This window comes from Enterobacter sp. 50793107 (assembly GCF_001463365.1).
Classification (GTDB): domain Bacteria; phylum Pseudomonadota; class Gammaproteobacteria; order Enterobacterales; family Enterobacteriaceae; genus Enterobacter; species Enterobacter cloacae.
In genome coordinates this window covers 1-15,484 of the sequence record NZ_LNII01000018.1, presented here as the reverse complement: position 1 = coordinate 15,484, position 15,484 = coordinate 1, and the positions used below count along the sequence as shown (strand labels likewise).

At 55.1% G+C, this 15,484-nt stretch carries 19 protein-coding genes; 13 read left to right on the top strand and 6 right to left on the bottom strand.

The window, feature by feature from the left end; genetic code table 11:
* The first annotated feature begins 2 nt into the window (after positions 1 to 2).
* Genes ulaC through APU11_RS03505 form a run of 4 tightly spaced genes read left to right on the top strand, consistent with a single transcriptional unit; the run spans position 3 to position 2,683 of the window.
* Positions 3 to 470, top strand: a complete 468-nt coding sequence (gene ulaC, locus APU11_RS03520; RefSeq protein WP_013095304.1) for a PTS ascorbate transporter subunit IIA — start codon at positions 3 to 5, stop codon at positions 468 to 470.
* A 13-nt stretch (positions 471 to 483) separates the two neighbouring features.
* A complete protein-coding gene (gene ulaD, locus APU11_RS03515) occupies positions 484 to 1,134 on the top strand; it encodes a 3-keto-L-gulonate-6-phosphate decarboxylase UlaD (protein ID WP_013095305.1) in 651 nt (216 codons plus the stop codon).
* Positions 1,135 to 1,143: 9 nt separating this feature from the next.
* A complete protein-coding gene (locus APU11_RS03510; RefSeq protein ID WP_013095306.1) occupies positions 1,144 to 2,004 on the top strand; it encodes an L-ribulose-5-phosphate 3-epimerase in 861 nt (286 codons plus the stop codon).
* Positions 1,997 to 2,683: an L-ribulose-5-phosphate 4-epimerase gene (locus APU11_RS03505; protein ID WP_013095307.1), complete on the top strand. Its 687-nt coding sequence runs from the start codon at positions 1,997 to 1,999 to the stop codon at positions 2,681 to 2,683. Before APU11_RS03510 ends, APU11_RS03505 begins: the two co-directional genes overlap by 8 nt.
* 140 nt (positions 2,684 to 2,823) lie before the next feature.
* Here APU11_RS03505 and yjfY read toward each other — a convergent pair whose 3' ends face one another.
* Positions 2,824 to 3,099, bottom strand: a complete 276-nt coding sequence (gene yjfY / locus APU11_RS03500; RefSeq protein ID WP_013095308.1) for a DUF1471 family protein YjfY — start codon at positions 3,097 to 3,099, stop codon at positions 2,824 to 2,826.
* A gap of 343 nt (positions 3,100 to 3,442) precedes the next feature.
* On the opposite strand from yjfY, the gene rpsF reads away from it, so the two are divergent.
* From rpsF to APU11_RS03475, 5 genes are all read left to right on the top strand, one after another.
* The gene (gene rpsF, locus APU11_RS03495; RefSeq protein WP_003856034.1) at positions 3,443 to 3,838 is read left to right on the top strand and encodes a 30S ribosomal protein S6; all 396 of its coding nucleotides are present in this window, start codon (positions 3,443 to 3,445) and stop codon (positions 3,836 to 3,838) included.
* Between the two features lie 6 nt (positions 3,839 to 3,844).
* Complete coding sequence (gene priB / locus APU11_RS03490; RefSeq protein ID WP_008502895.1) at positions 3,845 to 4,159, top strand: primosomal replication protein N; 315 nt, start codon at positions 3,845 to 3,847, stop codon at positions 4,157 to 4,159.
* Between the two features lie 4 nt (positions 4,160 to 4,163).
* Positions 4,164 to 4,391, top strand: coding sequence for a 30S ribosomal protein S18 (gene rpsR / locus APU11_RS03485; RefSeq protein WP_000135199.1), 228 nt, complete (start codon positions 4,164 to 4,166; stop codon positions 4,389 to 4,391).
* Between the two features lie 41 nt (positions 4,392 to 4,432).
* On the top strand, positions 4,433 to 4,882 hold the full coding sequence (rplI, locus tag APU11_RS03480) for a 50S ribosomal protein L9 (protein ID WP_008502894.1): 450 nt from the start codon (positions 4,433 to 4,435) through the stop codon (positions 4,880 to 4,882).
* Between the two features lie 151 nt (positions 4,883 to 5,033).
* A complete protein-coding gene (locus APU11_RS03475; protein WP_058650667.1) occupies positions 5,034 to 5,963 on the top strand; it encodes a DMT family transporter in 930 nt (309 codons plus the stop codon).
* Positions 5,964 to 6,009: 46 nt separating this feature from the next.
* Here the strand turns inward: APU11_RS03475 and APU11_RS03470 are convergent, their stop codons facing one another.
* Entirely contained in the window at positions 6,010 to 6,654 is a 645-nt protein-coding gene (locus tag APU11_RS03470; protein ID WP_058650666.1) for an OapA family protein, read from the bottom strand.
* A 233-nt stretch (positions 6,655 to 6,887) separates the two neighbouring features.
* Here APU11_RS03470 and fklB point away from each other — a divergent pair, with 233 nt between their 5' ends.
* Both fklB and cycA read left to right on the top strand, forming a co-directional pair.
* Positions 6,888 to 7,508, top strand: coding sequence for an FKBP-type peptidyl-prolyl cis-trans isomerase (gene fklB / locus APU11_RS03465; RefSeq protein ID WP_008502892.1), 621 nt, complete (start codon positions 6,888 to 6,890; stop codon positions 7,506 to 7,508).
* A gap of 311 nt (positions 7,509 to 7,819) precedes the next feature.
* A complete protein-coding gene (cycA, locus tag APU11_RS03460; protein ID WP_023619712.1) occupies positions 7,820 to 9,229 on the top strand; it encodes a D-serine/D-alanine/glycine transporter in 1,410 nt (469 codons plus the stop codon).
* 95 nt (positions 9,230 to 9,324) lie between these two features.
* On the opposite strand, the gene ytfE is transcribed toward cycA, so the two are convergent.
* Complete coding sequence (gene ytfE / locus APU11_RS03455) at positions 9,325 to 9,987, bottom strand: iron-sulfur cluster repair protein YtfE (RefSeq protein WP_058650665.1); 663 nt, start codon at positions 9,985 to 9,987, stop codon at positions 9,325 to 9,327.
* A 244-nt stretch (positions 9,988 to 10,231) separates the two neighbouring features.
* On the opposite strand from ytfE, the gene APU11_RS03450 reads away from it, so the two are divergent.
* Complete coding sequence (locus APU11_RS03450) at positions 10,232 to 11,881, top strand: methyl-accepting chemotaxis protein (protein WP_020684395.1); 1,650 nt, start codon at positions 10,232 to 10,234, stop codon at positions 11,879 to 11,881.
* Positions 11,882 to 11,943: 62 nt separating this feature from the next.
* Here the strand turns inward: APU11_RS03450 and APU11_RS03445 are convergent, their stop codons facing one another.
* From APU11_RS03445 to APU11_RS03435, 3 genes are all read right to left on the bottom strand, one after another.
* Positions 11,944 to 12,909 (bottom strand): DMT family transporter, encoded by a 966-nt coding sequence (locus APU11_RS03445; RefSeq protein WP_023619710.1) that lies wholly within the window; start codon positions 12,907 to 12,909, stop codon positions 11,944 to 11,946.
* A 75-nt stretch (positions 12,910 to 12,984) separates the two neighbouring features.
* Positions 12,985 to 13,809, bottom strand: coding sequence for an AraC family transcriptional regulator (locus tag APU11_RS03440; RefSeq protein ID WP_013095315.1), 825 nt, complete (start codon positions 13,807 to 13,809; stop codon positions 12,985 to 12,987).
* Positions 13,810 to 13,890: 81 nt separating this feature from the next.
* Positions 13,891 to 14,739, bottom strand: coding sequence for an SDR family oxidoreductase (locus APU11_RS03435; protein ID WP_058650664.1), 849 nt, complete (start codon positions 14,737 to 14,739; stop codon positions 13,891 to 13,893).
* 89 nt (positions 14,740 to 14,828) lie between these two features.
* Here APU11_RS03435 and APU11_RS03430 point away from each other — a divergent pair, with 89 nt between their 5' ends.
* Positions 14,829 to 15,209, top strand: coding sequence for a helix-turn-helix domain-containing protein (locus APU11_RS03430; RefSeq protein ID WP_028027891.1), 381 nt, complete (start codon positions 14,829 to 14,831; stop codon positions 15,207 to 15,209).
* Positions 15,210 to 15,484 lie beyond the last annotated feature (275 nt).

Below are 15,484 nucleotides of genomic sequence, written 5' to 3'. Positions count from 1 at the left end.
ACATGAAACTACGTGATTCGCTGGCAGAGAATAACTCCATCCTTTTACAGGCTGAGGCCAGCACCTGGCAGGAGGCGGTCAAGCTGAGTGTGGATCTGCTGGTTAAGGCTGACGTTGTCGAGCCGCGGTATTACCAGGCCATTCTTGATGGTGTGGCGCAGCATGGTCCTTATTTTGTCATCGCGCCAGGCCTTGCAATGCCGCACGGTCGCCCGGAAGAGGGCGTGAAGAAAACCGGCTTCGCGCTGGTAACGCTGAAAACGCCTTTGGTGTTTAACCATGAAGATAACGACCCGGTCGACATCCTGATCACCATGGCGGCCGTCGATGCCAATACCCATCAGGAGGTTGGCATCATGCAGATCGTTAACCTGTTTGATGACGAAGCGAATTTTGATCGTTTACGCGCCTGCCGCACCGAGCAGGAAGTGCTGGATTTAATTGATAACGCCACAGCGGCGGCAGTTTAAGAAGGAATTGAAAATGTCATTACCAATGTTGCAGGTTGCGCTGGATAACCAGACTCTGTCCGATGCGTATGAAACCACCCGCTTGATTGCGGAAGAGGTGGATATTATCGAAGTTGGCACCATTCTGTGCGTAGGCGAAGGCGTGCGCGCCGTTCGCGATCTGAAAGCGCTCTACCCGCATAAAATCGTGCTGGCCGATGCCAAGATTGCCGATGCAGGCAAAATTCTCTCCCGCATGTGTTTTGAAGCCAATGCCGACTGGGTCACTGTGATCTGCTGTGCAGATATCAACACCGCGAAAGGCGCGCTGGATGTGGCGAAAGAGTTCAACGGCGATGTGCAGATTGAACTGACCGGTTTCTGGACCTGGGAACAGGCCCAGGCGTGGCGCGATGCTGGCATTCAGCAGGTCGTTTATCACCGCAGCCGTGATGCGCAGGCCGCCGGCGTGGCGTGGGGAGACGCGGATATCAGCGCCATTAAACGTCTTGCTGACATGGGCTTTAAAGTGACCGTTACCGGTGGCCTGGCACTGGAAGATCTGCCGCTGTTTAAAGGTATCCCTATTCACGTCTTTATCGCGGGTCGCAGCATTCGTGATGCCGCGTCTCCGGTGGAAGCGGCACGTCAGTTCAAACGTTCAATCGCTCAGCTTTGGGGCTAAGGAGCGGGTATGTTGTCTAAACAGGTCCCGCTTGGCATCTATGAAAAGGCACTCCCCGCGGGGGAGTGCTGGCTGGAGCGGCTGAAACTGGCGAAACAGTTGGGCTTCGATTTTGTCGAAATGTCCGTGGATGAGACCGATGAACGTCTTTCTCGCCTCGACTGGAGCCAGGAGCAGCGTCTGGCGCTGGTGAGTGCGGTCGCCGAAACGGGCGTACGCGTGCCGTCTATGTGCCTCAGTGCCCACCGCCGTTTTCCGCTTGGCAGTGAAGATGATACGGTGCGCGCGCAGGGGCTGGAGATCATGCGTAAAGCCATTCGTTTTGCGCAGGATGTCGGTATTCGCGTGATACAGCTTGCCGGGTATGACGTTTACTATCAGGAAGCCAATGACGAAACGCGTCGTCGTTTTCGTGATGGCCTGAAAGAGAGCGTTGAAATGGCTAGCCGCGCGCAGGTGACGCTGGCGATGGAGATCATGGACTATCCGTTAATGAACTCGATCAGCAAGGCGCTGGGCTACGCGCATTACCTGAACAATCCGTGGTTCCAGCTCTATCCTGATATCGGCAACCTGTCGGCGTGGGATAACGACGTACAAATGGAACTGCTGGCGGGGATGGGCCATATCGTCGCGGTTCATGTCAAAGATACACGTCCTGGGGTATTCAAAAACGTTCCGTTCGGCACCGGGGTGGTGGACTTCGAACGGTGCTTCCAGACGCTCAAACAGGCGGGGTATTGCGGACCTTACCTGATTGAGATGTGGAGCGAAACGTCAGATGACCCGGCAGGTGAAGTGGCTAACGCTCGCGACTGGGTACGGGAACGTATGGCACGGGCCGGCTTACTGGAGGCTGAATATGCTTAAGCTTAAGCAGCAGGTCTTTGACGCTAATATGGATCTCCCGCGCTATGGGCTGGTGACCTTCACCTGGGGAAACGTCAGTGCTATCGACCGAGAGCAGGGACTCGTGGTGATTAAGCCCAGCGGCGTGGCATATGACGCTATGAGCCCTGACGATATGGTGGTGGTTGATCTTGAGGGTAACGTTGTCGACGGCAAATGGCGCCCTTCTTCAGATACAGCCACCCATCTGGCGCTCTACCGGCGTTACCCTTCTCTGGGCGGCGTAGTGCATACGCACTCTACGCATGCCACAGCCTGGGCACAGGCGGGGCGGGCCATTCCGGCTCTGGGAACCACGCATGCGGACTACTTCTTTGGTGACATTCCGTGCACGCGGGCACTCACGCAGACCGAAGTGGAAGGCGAGTACGAGCTCAACACCGGCAACGTCATTATCGAAACGCTGGGTGAGAGCGAACCGCTGCATACGCCGGGCATTGTGGTCTATCAGCACGGTCCGTTCGCCTGGGGAAAAGATGCGCATGACGCTGTCCATAACGCGGTAGTCATGGAGGAGGTGGCACGCATGGCGTGGATTGCTCGCGGCATCAACCCACAGCTTCAGGGCATTGATGATTACCTGATGAACAAGCATTTCATGCGCAAGCACGGTCCAAACGCCTATTACGGGCAGAAGTGAATAAGTGCTCTGGAATACCGAAAACAGTTGTAACCGGTGGTATTTCAGAGCCATTCATAAAAAAAAGCCCCCGGGCAGGGGGCAAGTAAAACGATGGCTATATTCTTTTTGTTAGCTTTCCTGGTGCTAGCGTCAAAGCGTTATCGGTAAATATCTGCACTGGCGTGCATGTTGCCGTTGCTGCCGGGCTCACGCATCAGAATAACGTGGTAGTAATTTGCCCCCTGAGCATCGGTTTCTTTATTAAGCGCCTGATCTGCTTCGCTCTCTGTGGCGAAATGGTGATTGATGTAAATAACGCCTAAGCTCTGCACATCATCCATGTTTCTGGCCTGTCGGCTGTCTATCTTGATGGCTGCCATCGCGTTTGCACTGAGCAAAAGCGCAGCCATTACGGCAATTGCGATTTTTTTCATGATATGCGCTCCACGACTGCGTGCTGTGAGACGGTTGTTTGCTCCCCTCCGGTATTTATATGGTCTCTGATTAAAGTGTAATCACTTATCCAGCGAGGATGCGTGACCATTTCTGATGCAGTTGTTCAAAAAAACAACGCTTCCTGATGTGGTTAATTTTAAATCACCCACTTAGACCAGCTTTGCGGTTTGTGCGAATTATTTGTGCAATCAGCTTGAGTTTCCTGGGGGGCGCAAGTATTATGACGCGTCAATTTTTCAGCCGACCTTTAACACGTTCCTTGCCTCCCCGGGCCTCGGCTGACCCAGACAGGAGGCTGAATAATCCGTAAGGAGCAATTCGATGCGTCATTACGAAATCGTTTTTATGGTCCATCCTGACCAGAGCGAACAGGTTCCGGGTATGATCGAGCGTTACTCTGCTGCCATCACTGGTGCAGAAGGTACGATCCACCGTCTGGAAGACTGGGGCCGCCGTCAGCTGGCTTACCCGATCAACAAACTGCACAAAGCACACTACGTTCTGATGAACGTTGAAGCTCCGCAGGAAGTGATCGATGAGCTGGAAACTACCTTCCGCTTCAACGATGCCGTTATCCGCAGCATGGTTATGCGTACCAAACACGCAGTTACCGAAGCATCTCCGATGGTTAAAGCGAAAGACGAGCGCCGTGAGCGTCGCGATGATTTCGCAAACGAAACCGCAGATGATTCTGATGCTGGGGATTCTGAAGAGTAATTTCTGATGACCAACCGTCTGGCGTTGTCCGGCATCGTATGCAGGGCTCCCCTTCGAAAGGTCAGTCCATCAGGAATTCCGCATTGCCAGTTCGTGCTTGAGCATCGTTCTGTGCAAGAGGAAGCCGGGTTTCACCGGCAGGCGTGGTGCCAAATGCCCGTTATCATTAGCGGACACGAAAACCAGGCCATTACTCACAGTTTAACGGTCGGTAGTGCAGTAATCGTTCAGGGGTTCATCTCTTGCCACAAGGCAAAGAACGGTCTGAGCAAAATGGTTCTGCATGCCGAGCAGATTGATTTGATAGATTCTGGAGACTAGCCATATGGCACGTTATTTCCGTCGTCGCAAGTTCTGCCGTTTCACCGCGGAAGGCGTTCAAGAGATCGACTATAAAGATATCGCAACGCTGAAAAACTACATCACCGAAAGCGGTAAGATTGTCCCAAGCCGTATCACCGGTACTCGTGCAAAATACCAGCGTCAGCTGGCTCGCGCTATCAAACGCGCTCGCTACCTGTCTCTGCTGCCGTACACTGATCGTCATCAGTAATCGGGCACGGTCCATTAATACGACTTTAAGAGGATAAGGTAATGCAAGTTATTCTGCTTGATAAAGTAGCAAACCTGGGCAGCCTGGGTGATCAGGTAAACGTTAAAGCGGGCTACGCTCGTAACTTCCTGGTTCCACAGGGTAAAGCTGTTCCTGCTACCAAGAAAAACGTAGAGTTTTTCGAAGCACGTCGTGCTGAACTGGAAGCCAAACTGGCTGACGTTCTGGCGGCTGCTAACGCTCGCGCTGAAGCAATCAACGCACTGGGCACTGTTACCATCGCTTCCAAAGCTGGCGACGAAGGTAAACTGTTCGGTTCCATCGGTACCCGCGATATCGCTGATGCAGTTTCTGCAGCAGGCGTTAAAGTGGCTAAGAGCGAAGTTCGTCTGCCGAACGGCGTTCTGCGTACCACTGGTGAGCACGAAGTTGACTTCCAGGTTCACAGCGAAGTGTTCGCTAAACTGGTTGTTAACGTTGTAGCTGAGTAATTTTTTACTCTGCTCGCGTCGAAGCGCCGGCCTTGTGCCGGCGTTTTGCTTTTTAAAACCTGACGAACCTCTCTTTTAGCTTGTATGGTCGCGATTCCTGACGCATTCTCTGATAATAAAATGAAACGCAATTTTATCTTTGAGATTTGCCATGGAAACCGCTCTGTCTACGCCTGTCTTTGCCCGTCGCAATGTGGCCTACGCCTGCGCCACACTCTGCTGTCTGCTCTGGGGTAGCTCTTACCCGGCCATTAAAAGTGGCTATGAACTCTTTCAGATCGCAACCGATGATATCCCGTCAAAAGTCGTCTTTGCCGGATACCGTTTTCTGTTTGCCGGAGCACTGCTGCTGCTTTTTGCGCTGGCACAGCGTAAACCCATCGCCAGGCTCACGCCCACGCAGTTTGGCCAGCTTACGATCCTGGGACTGACGCAGACCACCATTCAGTACACCTTCTTTTATATCGGGCTGGCATACACCACGGGCGTTAATGGCTCGATCATGAACGCCACCGGCACCTTCTTCAGCGTACTGCTGGCGCATTTTATCTACCACAACGACAAGCTCAGCTATAACAAAACGCTGGGCTGTATTCTGGGGTTTGCCGGGGTGATGCTGGTGAATTTCCACAGTGGTATTCGTGATTTCCGCTTTGTCTGGAATGGTGACGGGTTTGTGGTGCTGGCGGCGTTCATCCTCTCCGCCGCCACGCTTTACGGCAAACGGATTTCTCAGACGGTTGATCCCACGGTGATGACCGGCTGGCAGCTGGGCATTGGTGGTCTTGCGCTGGTGGCAGGGGGATATGCAACGGGCGGGACGCTGGAGGTGCATAGCCTTACCGCGGTGGCGGTATTAGGGTATCTGACGTTGCTCTCATCCGTCGCCTTCGCCCTGTGGAGCGCGCTACTGAAAGTGAACCGCGTCAGTATGATTGCCCCGTTCAACTTTGTGATTCCCGTCACCGGGACGGTACTGTCCGCTATTTTCCTCGGCGAAAACATCCTTGAGATTAAATACGCGATTGCGCTGGTGCTGGTCTGCTCGGGGATCTGGTGGGTGAATAAACGGAGTGCCTGAGAACAAAAGTGCCGGGTGGCGGCTTCGCCTTACCCGGCCTACGCCATTACCGTGCTCTGATAAAACTGCCGTCTGGCTGGCGGGTAAACAGCACCTGTTGGCCATTTCCCGTATCAATCGTTAGCCCGGTGACCACGCCGCTGGCATTCTGGCGGATCTGCACCATCTGGCCGTTCTGCAGGTTACTGAGCGGCTTGCCCGCACCTTCTACCTGAGCCATCGCATAGACATCGGTTGGCGGCAGGTTATGGTCGCGGAACAGCTGGGCAAGCGTTTTGCCCGCCTCCACGCGGTAGGAACGCCATTGCTGCTCAATGCCGGTTGGCTGCTGCGTCTGGGGTTCAGACGGGGCTGCGGCCTGCTCCTGCGGCTGTTCTTCCTGAATAGGCTCTGGCTCAACCGGTGCAACCTGTCCCGGATCGTTAGACGGCGTCACAAGCTGTGTCTGCATGGGTTGCGTGTCAGGCTGCGGGCGCGTTTGCGACTGAAGATCCAGTTGCGCATTGCGGGTGACCGGTGCGGTGTCGACATTATCGCCGCCAGAAGGGAGCAGGAAACCGACGATCATCAGCAGCGCGCCTATGATAATCCCTCTGCGATGCAGAGGAGGTAGCGGGTCCATAATGCGAAAATTGTCCGGCGCATGCCAGATTTTCGCCAGGGTAGGTTTCAGTTCAAATCGCCCGGGCATGGCTCTCCTCCTGCTCCGCGTCTTTTTTATCCTGTGCTCCGAAGTATAGTTCGCTAACTGCCTGAACGGCGTAGCAAACCCGACATCCGTGACATCCATTCGGGATTAATCCTGGTTACCTCTATTGTTTCTGTTTCGTCGCAGTTTGTCACCTTAACTTCAGACAAAGTTTTACCCATAAGGGCATGGCTGCTATGCTGCCCGCTACTTTAAATGTGATGGAAGGAAAACCCATGACCACCCCGACTTTTGACACTATCGAAGCGCAGGCAAGTTACGGTATCGGCTTGCAGGTAGGACAGCAACTGAGCGAATCCGGCCTGGAAGGTCTGTTACCAGAAGCGCTGGTGGCGGGTATCGCTGACGCGCTGGAAGGCAAACAGCCAGCCGTTCCGGTTGATGTTGTGCACCGTGCGCTGCGTGAAATCCACGAACGTGCGGACGCTGTGCGTCGCGCGCGCTTCGAAGAGATGGCGGCAGAAGGTGTGAAATATCTGGAAGAGAACCGTGAGCGTGAAGGCGTGAACAGCACCGAGTCTGGCCTGCAGTTCCGCGTGATCAACCAGGGCGACGGCGCTATCCCGGCACGCACTGACCACGTTCGCGTACACTACACCGGTAAGCTGATCGACGGTACCGTGTTCGACAGCTCTGTTGCACGCGGCGAACCGGCTGAATTCCCGGTTAACGGCGTTATCGCAGGCTGGATTGAGGCTCTGACCCTGATGCCAGTCGGCTCCAAATGGGAACTGACTATCCCACACAACCTGGCGTACGGTGAGCGTGGCGCTGGTGCGTCCATCCCACCATTCAGCACCCTGGTGTTTGAAGTCGAGCTGCTGGAAATCCTGTAATCGGCTTTTCTTATTTCCTCTCTCCGTCCGGGGAGAGGAAAATAGTGTTAAAACCTATAGTTACGACGGAATCAATATTTTATCTTGCAAACGAAACTGTTGCGTGTATTTTTGTGAGCTGTTTCGCGCTGTATGAGTGATATGACACTCACTTCCAACATATTATTAACATAATATCTAAATCATAGTATTCATCCCGCCGATTCTTACCTAATATCGATAAACCCTTACAAAGGGACCGTCATTTATTTGACGTTTTTAAAGGCCAGAAGAGCCTTAACAACACAGACAGGCATAAACAGGAAAATTACATGGTAGATCAGGTCAAAGTCGCCGCGACAGAAGAGGCGACGTCTGAACAGTCGCTACGGCGCAATCTCACAAACCGTCATATTCAGCTTATCGCCATCGGGGGTGCCATCGGTACCGGGCTGTTTATGGGCTCAGGCAAAACCATCAGTCTTGCCGGGCCGTCGATCATTTTTGTTTATATGATCATCGGTTTTATGCTCTTTTTTGTGATGCGTGCAATGGGTGAATTGCTGCTCTCCAACCTCGAATACAAATCTTTCAGCGATTTTGCTTCCGACCTGCTCGGTCCCTGGGCGGGTTATTTCACCGGCTGGACCTACTGGTTCTGCTGGGTCGTAACCGGCATGGCGGATGTCGTCGCCATTACTGCCTATGCGCAGTTCTGGTTCCCGGGGCTGTCGGACTGGGTCGCCTCGCTGGCGGTGATTATTCTGCTGCTGAGCCTCAACCTCGCCACCGTTAAGATGTTCGGTGAGATGGAGTTCTGGTTCGCGATGATCAAGATTGTCGCTATTGTGGCGCTGATTGTGGTGGGCCTGGTAATGGTGCTGACGCACTTCCAGTCGCCAACTGGCGTACAGGCTTCGTTTACCCATCTGTGGAATGACGGCGGCTGGTTCCCGAAAGGCATCAGCGGCTTCTTTGCCGGCTTCCAGATTGCGGTATTTGCCTTTGTGGGGATTGAGCTTGTGGGAACCACCGCTGCGGAAACCAAAGACCCGGAAAAATCCCTGCCGCGTGCAATCAACTCCATTCCGGTTCGTATCATCATGTTCTACGTCTTCGCGTTGATCATTATTATGTCCGTAACGCCGTGGAGCTCGGTTGTGCCAAGCAAGAGCCCATTTGTTGAACTGTTCGTGCTGGTGGGACTGCCTGCAGCAGCGAGCCTGATTAACTTCGTGGTGCTGACATCTGCAGCGTCATCGGCGAACAGCGGTGTGTTCTCAACCAGCCGCATGCTGTTTGGCCTGGCGCAGGAAGGCGTTGCGCCGAGCGCGTTCGCGAAGCTCTCTAAGCGTGCTGTTCCGGCGAAAGGGCTGACGTTCTCCTGCATGTGCCTGTTGGGTGGGGTGGTAATGCTCTACGTGAACCCGAGCGTTATCGGTGCGTTCACCATGATCACCACCGTTTCGGCGATCCTGTTTATGTTCGTCTGGACGATCATCCTTTGTTCGTACCTGGTGTATCGTAAACAGCGTCCGCATCTGCATGAGAAATCGATCTATAAGATGCCGCTGGGCAAGCTGATGTGCTGGGTGTGCATGGCGTTCTTCGCGTTCGTTCTGGTTCTGCTGACGCTGGAAGATGACACCCGTCAGGCGCTGATCGTCACGCCGCTGTGGTTCATTGCCCTGGGATTGGGCTGGCTGTTCATTGGTAAGAAACGAATGGCAGGCGTAAGGTAAAAGCAAAACGGCAACTTCGGTTGCCGTTTTTAGTTTTTGCACCCTCTCCCCGTGGGAGAGGGCCGGGTGAGGGCATCAGGCTTCAGTGGCCTTTTTTATTCACCCGCTAATGCACGCGGGAACAGAACGTTATTCTCAAGACTGATGTGTTCCATCAGGTCATCGATCATCTCGTTAATGCCGTTGTACATCGCTTTCCATGTGGTGCAGGCTTCTGGCGGCGGCGTGACGTTATTGGTCGTGTGTTTGATGACTTCCAGCAGTTCACCCGCGTCGTCATGTTCGCTTTCCATCACGCTAATTGGCCCCATCGCCTGGCTGCCCATTCCCTGTTTAATCATCGGGAAGAGGATCTGCTCTTCTTTCATCATGTGGCTGGTGAGTTCTTCATGCAGCATGGTCAGGTATTTCGCCAGGCCGCGCGGCACGGAAGGCTTGTCGGCGTGCACACGTTCAACTTTGGTGGCCTGCAGGATCAGCTCCGGCAGTTGTTCGCGGTGGCGATCGTGGTAACGCACGATAATGTGGTCGATGATTTTGGCAAGCGGGGCCGTGCGCCACTCTTTGTCGATGGGTTGCTCTGCCAGCAGAGCCAGCTCCGCTTCAATAACCTCTACATCCAGCTCTTTGCGCGAGGCCGCACGTGCCAGAGTTTGCTTACCGCCGCAACAGTAATCCATGTCGTATTTACGAAACAGCGCAGAAGCGCGAGGGATGGAGAGCGCCAGCTCGCCGAGTGGTTGGTCGCGGAAGGCCATAGCAGTTACCTCATCATCAAGAATATAAGATGTATATTAAATACATCTTTAAGGCGGCGCTATAACCCTTTAGAGGCAAGGGTGAAAATGAGATGTAAGTCACAAAAAATTAGCGTGTTTAACTCACTGAATGAATGCAGAAAATAACTTTAGAAACTTTTTTAACGTGGAGAAACAGTAAACAACCCGCCGCGCCTGCCGATATACCCACGTCAGACAAACCTGCATATTACAAAGGCAACGCATGTTTAAACGTATAAAAGTCATTACCCTTTTGATTTCGGTGCTGCTTGTGCTCGGCATCATGCAACTCGTTTCCGCCGGTATCTTTATCAACGCGCTGAATAACGATAAAGACAATTTCACCGTGTCGCAGCTATCCAGCAAGAACGTGGCGGAGTTTACCGATGCATGGATCAGCCTGAACCAGGCGCGCGTCACCCTGAACCGCGGCATGCTGCGTCTGCAAAGCAGTATGGCATCGCAGATTAACGGCGGACAGCTCAATGAGCTGGTAAACACGGCGAAAAACCTGCTGGCCAATGCCCAGTCTCATTACGACAAATACTATGCTTTGCCGAATACCCCAGGGCTGGATCCCAATCTGGCAAATCGCCTGGAAGAGCAGTACCGCAATTACTCCGCGACGCTGACCCAAATGAACGTTTTGCTCTCTCAGGGCAATCTGGAAGAGATGTTCAAGCAGAATGCAGAGCAGAAACAGACCGCGATGCAAAACGTTTACCGGGAATGGCGTGAAGCCCAGGCCGTGCTTACGGATAAAGGTATCAAAGATAACGAAAGTGATTACAAGCGTATCCTGTGGATCCTCTCTGCGGTTATGCTGCTGGTAATTATCGTGATTATCTCCAGCTGGATTGCCATGCGCCGCGTGCTGCTGTTGCCGCTGCAGGATGTGATAAGTCATATCCGCGCCATTGCCGCCGGTGATTTAACCCAGCCGATCCATGCAGAGGGTAAAAACGAGATGGCCGTGCTGGCGCAAAACGTCCAGGAGATGCAAACCGCGCTGGCAAACACCGTGGGCGTGGTTCGTGAAGGTGCGGATACCATTTACACCGGTGCGGGGGAAATCTCTGCGGGCAGTAACGATCTCTCTTCCCGTACCGAGCAGCAGGCTGCCTCGCTGGAAGAGACGGCTGCCAGTATGGAGCAGCTGACGGCAACGGTGAAACAAAACGCCGACAATGCCCGTCAGGCTTCCCGTCTGGCGCTTGATGCCTCTTCAACGGCGAAGAAGGGCGGTAACGTTGTAGAAGGCGTGGTGCGCACCATGGACGAAATCGCCACCAGTTCCAGCAAAATTGCGCAAATTACCAATGTCATTGACGGCATTGCCTTCCAGACGAACATCCTGGCTCTTAACGCGGCAGTTGAAGCGGCGCGCGCAGGTGAGCAGGGGCGTGGCTTTGCGGTGGTAGCCGGAGAAGTGCGTACGCTCGCTCAGCGCAGCGCCCAGGCGGCGAAAGAGATCAAAGCGCTGATTGATGACTCTGGTGAGCGGGTTAACGCAGGCTCGCAGCTGGTGAACGAAGCCGGGGCCACCATGGCGGAGATTGTTAACGCCGTGACTCGCGTCACCGACATTATGGGTGAAATTGCCTCTGCGTCTGATGAACAGAGCCGCGGTATCGACCAGGTGGGCCAGGCGGTGGCAGAGATGGATCGTGTTACCCAACAGAACGCCTCGCTGGTGGAAGAGTCTGCGGCCGCAGCGGCCGCGCTGGAAGACCAGGCGGCACGCCTGAACGACGCGGTGGCAGTGTTTAAAATTGCCCGCAGCCAGGCAGTGAAGGCGGCTCCGGCGAAAACCTATGCGCCAAAAACGCAGCCCGTTGCTTCTGCGTCTGAAGCCAACTGGGAAACGTTTTAAAAGCTTGCCCGGAGGCGGCTACGCCTGACCGGGCCTACGTTTTTGCAGGCCCTGCAAACGCCTCACATTTCCGACGCCGGAACGACCATCGGTTTTTCCGGCTTCGCTCTTACCGCCATCACTACCCCCATCACCAGCAGCACTATTCCGCAGGCCGTTAACAGCGGCGGTACGCTCTGGCGCATCAGGAAGGTGTACAGCAGCCCGGCCAGCGTTTCGAAGACAATCAGCGGCCCTAAGATCACCGTGGGCAGTTTCTGGCTGGCGATATTCCAGCACAGCGCACCCACCCAGGAACAGAGCACAGCGATAGCGATCATCAGCCCGACAAAGACCCACGGCCGCGGCCCGAAAGGGAGGGCGAAGTCCGGCTGTTGCTGCGCAGACCAGAGGCACGCCCCGGCATAGCCCACCAGCGAGACTGGCAGCGTTACCAGCGCCTGTGCCGTTGCCCACATCATCGGATGCTTATCCGGGTTCTCCCGCAACCATCGCGCATTACGCAGGGCATACCAGGCCCAGCAGGCGACCGAAATAAACGCTAAACCGATCCCCGAGCCGTAACGCCAGACGCTGAAATCAGCGAGCCCGTGGCGAAGCTCGGCAATATTCACACAGACCAGCCCGACGCCCGTGCAGATCAGCGCGGGTACCATTTTTGACCATGCCAGTTTGCCATCGCGCTGGCTGTACAGCAGGTTCGCAAAGACGGGGATAACGACAGGCAGCGTGCCGATAATCATGGTCGATACCGGCGCGCCGGTACGCTGAATGGCGCTCGCCAGGCAGACGTAATAGATAAGGTTGCCCATCATGGTCAGCGCCAGCGCGGTCATCCAGTCCTGGCGGTTGAGCTGGCGTAAACGCGTACGACCGAGCCAGGCCAGCGGCAGGGCAATCAGCCCCAGCGCCAGATAGCGTCCGGTTGACTGCAGGGCCGCCGGATACTCGGGCACAATCAGCGGGCCGACAAAAATCAGCCCCCACATCAGCCCTGCCAGCAGGGCATACAACACGCCACTAATCATTATTCCATCCACATCAATTGACTTTGTACTCAGTGTAGAAGGGGGGATTGCGCGCGTATTGTATGAGATTGCGCATCAGCGCCCGATAACTTGTTTCTGGTAGCGGACGGGCGTAATCCCGTAGCGGCGGGTAAACGCGCGGGTTAAATGCGACTGGTCGGTCAGCCCGGTCGCGGCGGCCACTTCGGCGGCGGGCATACCGTGCGTAAGGAAGCCTTTGGCGCGCCACAGACGAATAGCCATCAGCATCTGGTGCGGCGTGACGTGGAAATGGGCTTTAAACTGGCGCTGAAAATGGTAAGGGCTGAGAGAAACCACGTTGGCCAACTCGTCCAGCGTCACGGCGTGCATGTAGTTGTCGTGCAGATACTCGCGTACCCGTTCGAACCGGTGCGCGCCTTCCTTAATTATTGGAGCGTGATGGGCCAACGGCTGGAAGGTCTCAATCAGATCCAGCAGCAGTCCTTTTTGCGCAAGCGGGTCCTGGGTATGCCACAGGCCGTAGATCAGCTGGCCGATTTGCTGCGAACGCAGAGGGTCGTGGCGGGTAACGTCGCTAAACCACCAGTGGCGCAGGCCAGTCACCTCTTCCAGTAAAGCGGGTTCGATGTAAACCATCCGGTAGCGCCAGCCGCCCTCGGTGGCCGATTCACCGGTGTGGATCTCGTCCGGGTTCATGGTGACAACGGATTTTTCAGCGGCCAGGTGCTGGGTACCGCGATAGCGAAAGCGCTCGGCACCGGTTTCGATGGTGCCGATGCCGAAGGCTTCATGCGTGTGAGGCTCAAAGGCGTAGTCAGCGATATGCGCGTGATAAAGTTCCAGACCCGGCAACTGCGCCAGATGGCGAAAGCGCGCGCTGTCTCTCTCATCGCTAAATTGTTCCGGTACGCCTTGCACGGTGAGCCTCCTCGTGGGTCATCGCTTCATTATCAGAGATGACCCGAGGGGATGCCACAAAAAATAACCAATCCGTAACAATTACAGGATGGCCTTGACGCTCTCCGCCAGAGAGGTCGTTGGTCGCCCAATCAGTTTGCTCAGCGTATGGCTATCGTCAAAGAGCCCGCCTTTAGATGCGCCCACATCAGAGTCCGCCAGCATATCCGCCAGCCCGGCAGGCAGGCCGACACTCTTCAGCGCAGCGGCGAAATCCGCTTCGCTCATGTTTTGATAAACCACCGGTTTACCGCTCTGCTTGCTGAGTTCAGCCGCCAGTTCGCTCAGCGTCCACGCGCTGTCGCCTGCCAGTTCATAGACCTTGCCAGCGTGGCCCTCTTCCGAAACCACTTTTGCCGCCGCCGCCGCGTAATCCGCACGGGTGGCTGAGGCGATTTTGCCTTCACCTGCGGCACCGATAAACACGCCGTGTTCCAGCGCAGGCGGCGCGCTCGCCAGGTAGTTTTCGGTATACCAGCCGTTGCGCAGCAGGGCATAAGGAATGCCGGATGTTGCCAGCGCTTTTTCCGTAGCAACATGCTCAACGTGCAGGCCCAGCGGTGAGTTATCCGCATGCAGCAGGCTGGTGTAGGCGATAAATGTCACGCCAGCCGCTTTGGCAGCGTTGATGACGTTCTGGTGCTGCGTGGCGCGCTGACCCACTTCGCTGGATGAGATCAGCAGCAGTTTCTCCACTCCCTTCAGCGCCGTGGTCAACGCGGCCTGGTCGGTGTAATCGCCCTGACGAACCACAATACCCTGCTGGCTCAGGGCTTCCGCTTTCGCCGGGTTACGCACAATGGCGACAATCTGGTTTGCCGGGACGGTTTTTAACAGCTGTTCGATAACGAGGCGGCCAAGCTGGCCGGTAGCGCCGGTAATCGCGATCATGATCAATCTCCTTCGTGTTTGTCTGGTGTTGTGGCACACTAGCACCATAACTAACTTTTAGTAAGTACGTACAAAAAGGTAAGTATTAAATGACGATACCGACACTCAGCGAACAAATGCGCGATGGTAATCTCTTCGCGGAGCAGTGCCCGTCCAGAGAGGTGCTCAAACATGTCACCAGCCGCTGGGGAGTTCTGATCTTGGTGGCGCTACGTGAGGGAACGCATCGCTTCAGCGATCTGCGCCGTAAAATGGGCGGCGTGAGCGAGAAGATGCTGGCCCAGTCGCTGCAGGCACTGGAGCATGACGGTTTTGTCGATCGCGTTTCGTATCCTGTTGTACCGCCGCACGTTGAGTATAGCCTGACGCCGCTTGGCGTAGAGGTGAGCGAGAAAGTGGCCGCGCTGGCGGACTGGATAGAGGTGAATACGCCAAAAGTAATGGCGAACCGGGATGAGCGGGCAGCGTAATAGCCGGGAATGGTGCGGTCTGATGCCCTCATCCTAACCCTCTCCCACCGGGCTGAGGGATCCCCAGTAATATGGTCATGCCACCATGACCATATTACTGTACTCTTTTCCCAGCTTTTTCATCTCGTTAACTATATTCAGGCGTCTCACTTTCCCGGGCTCATGCCGGATGACTTCTTCTGCCAGACTCAGGTATGACAGAACCCGTCTGTGCCTGATGCTGCTTGCCTGATAGTGCCAGTGTAAACACTGCCTTTCTGCCCTGTAACCTGCCA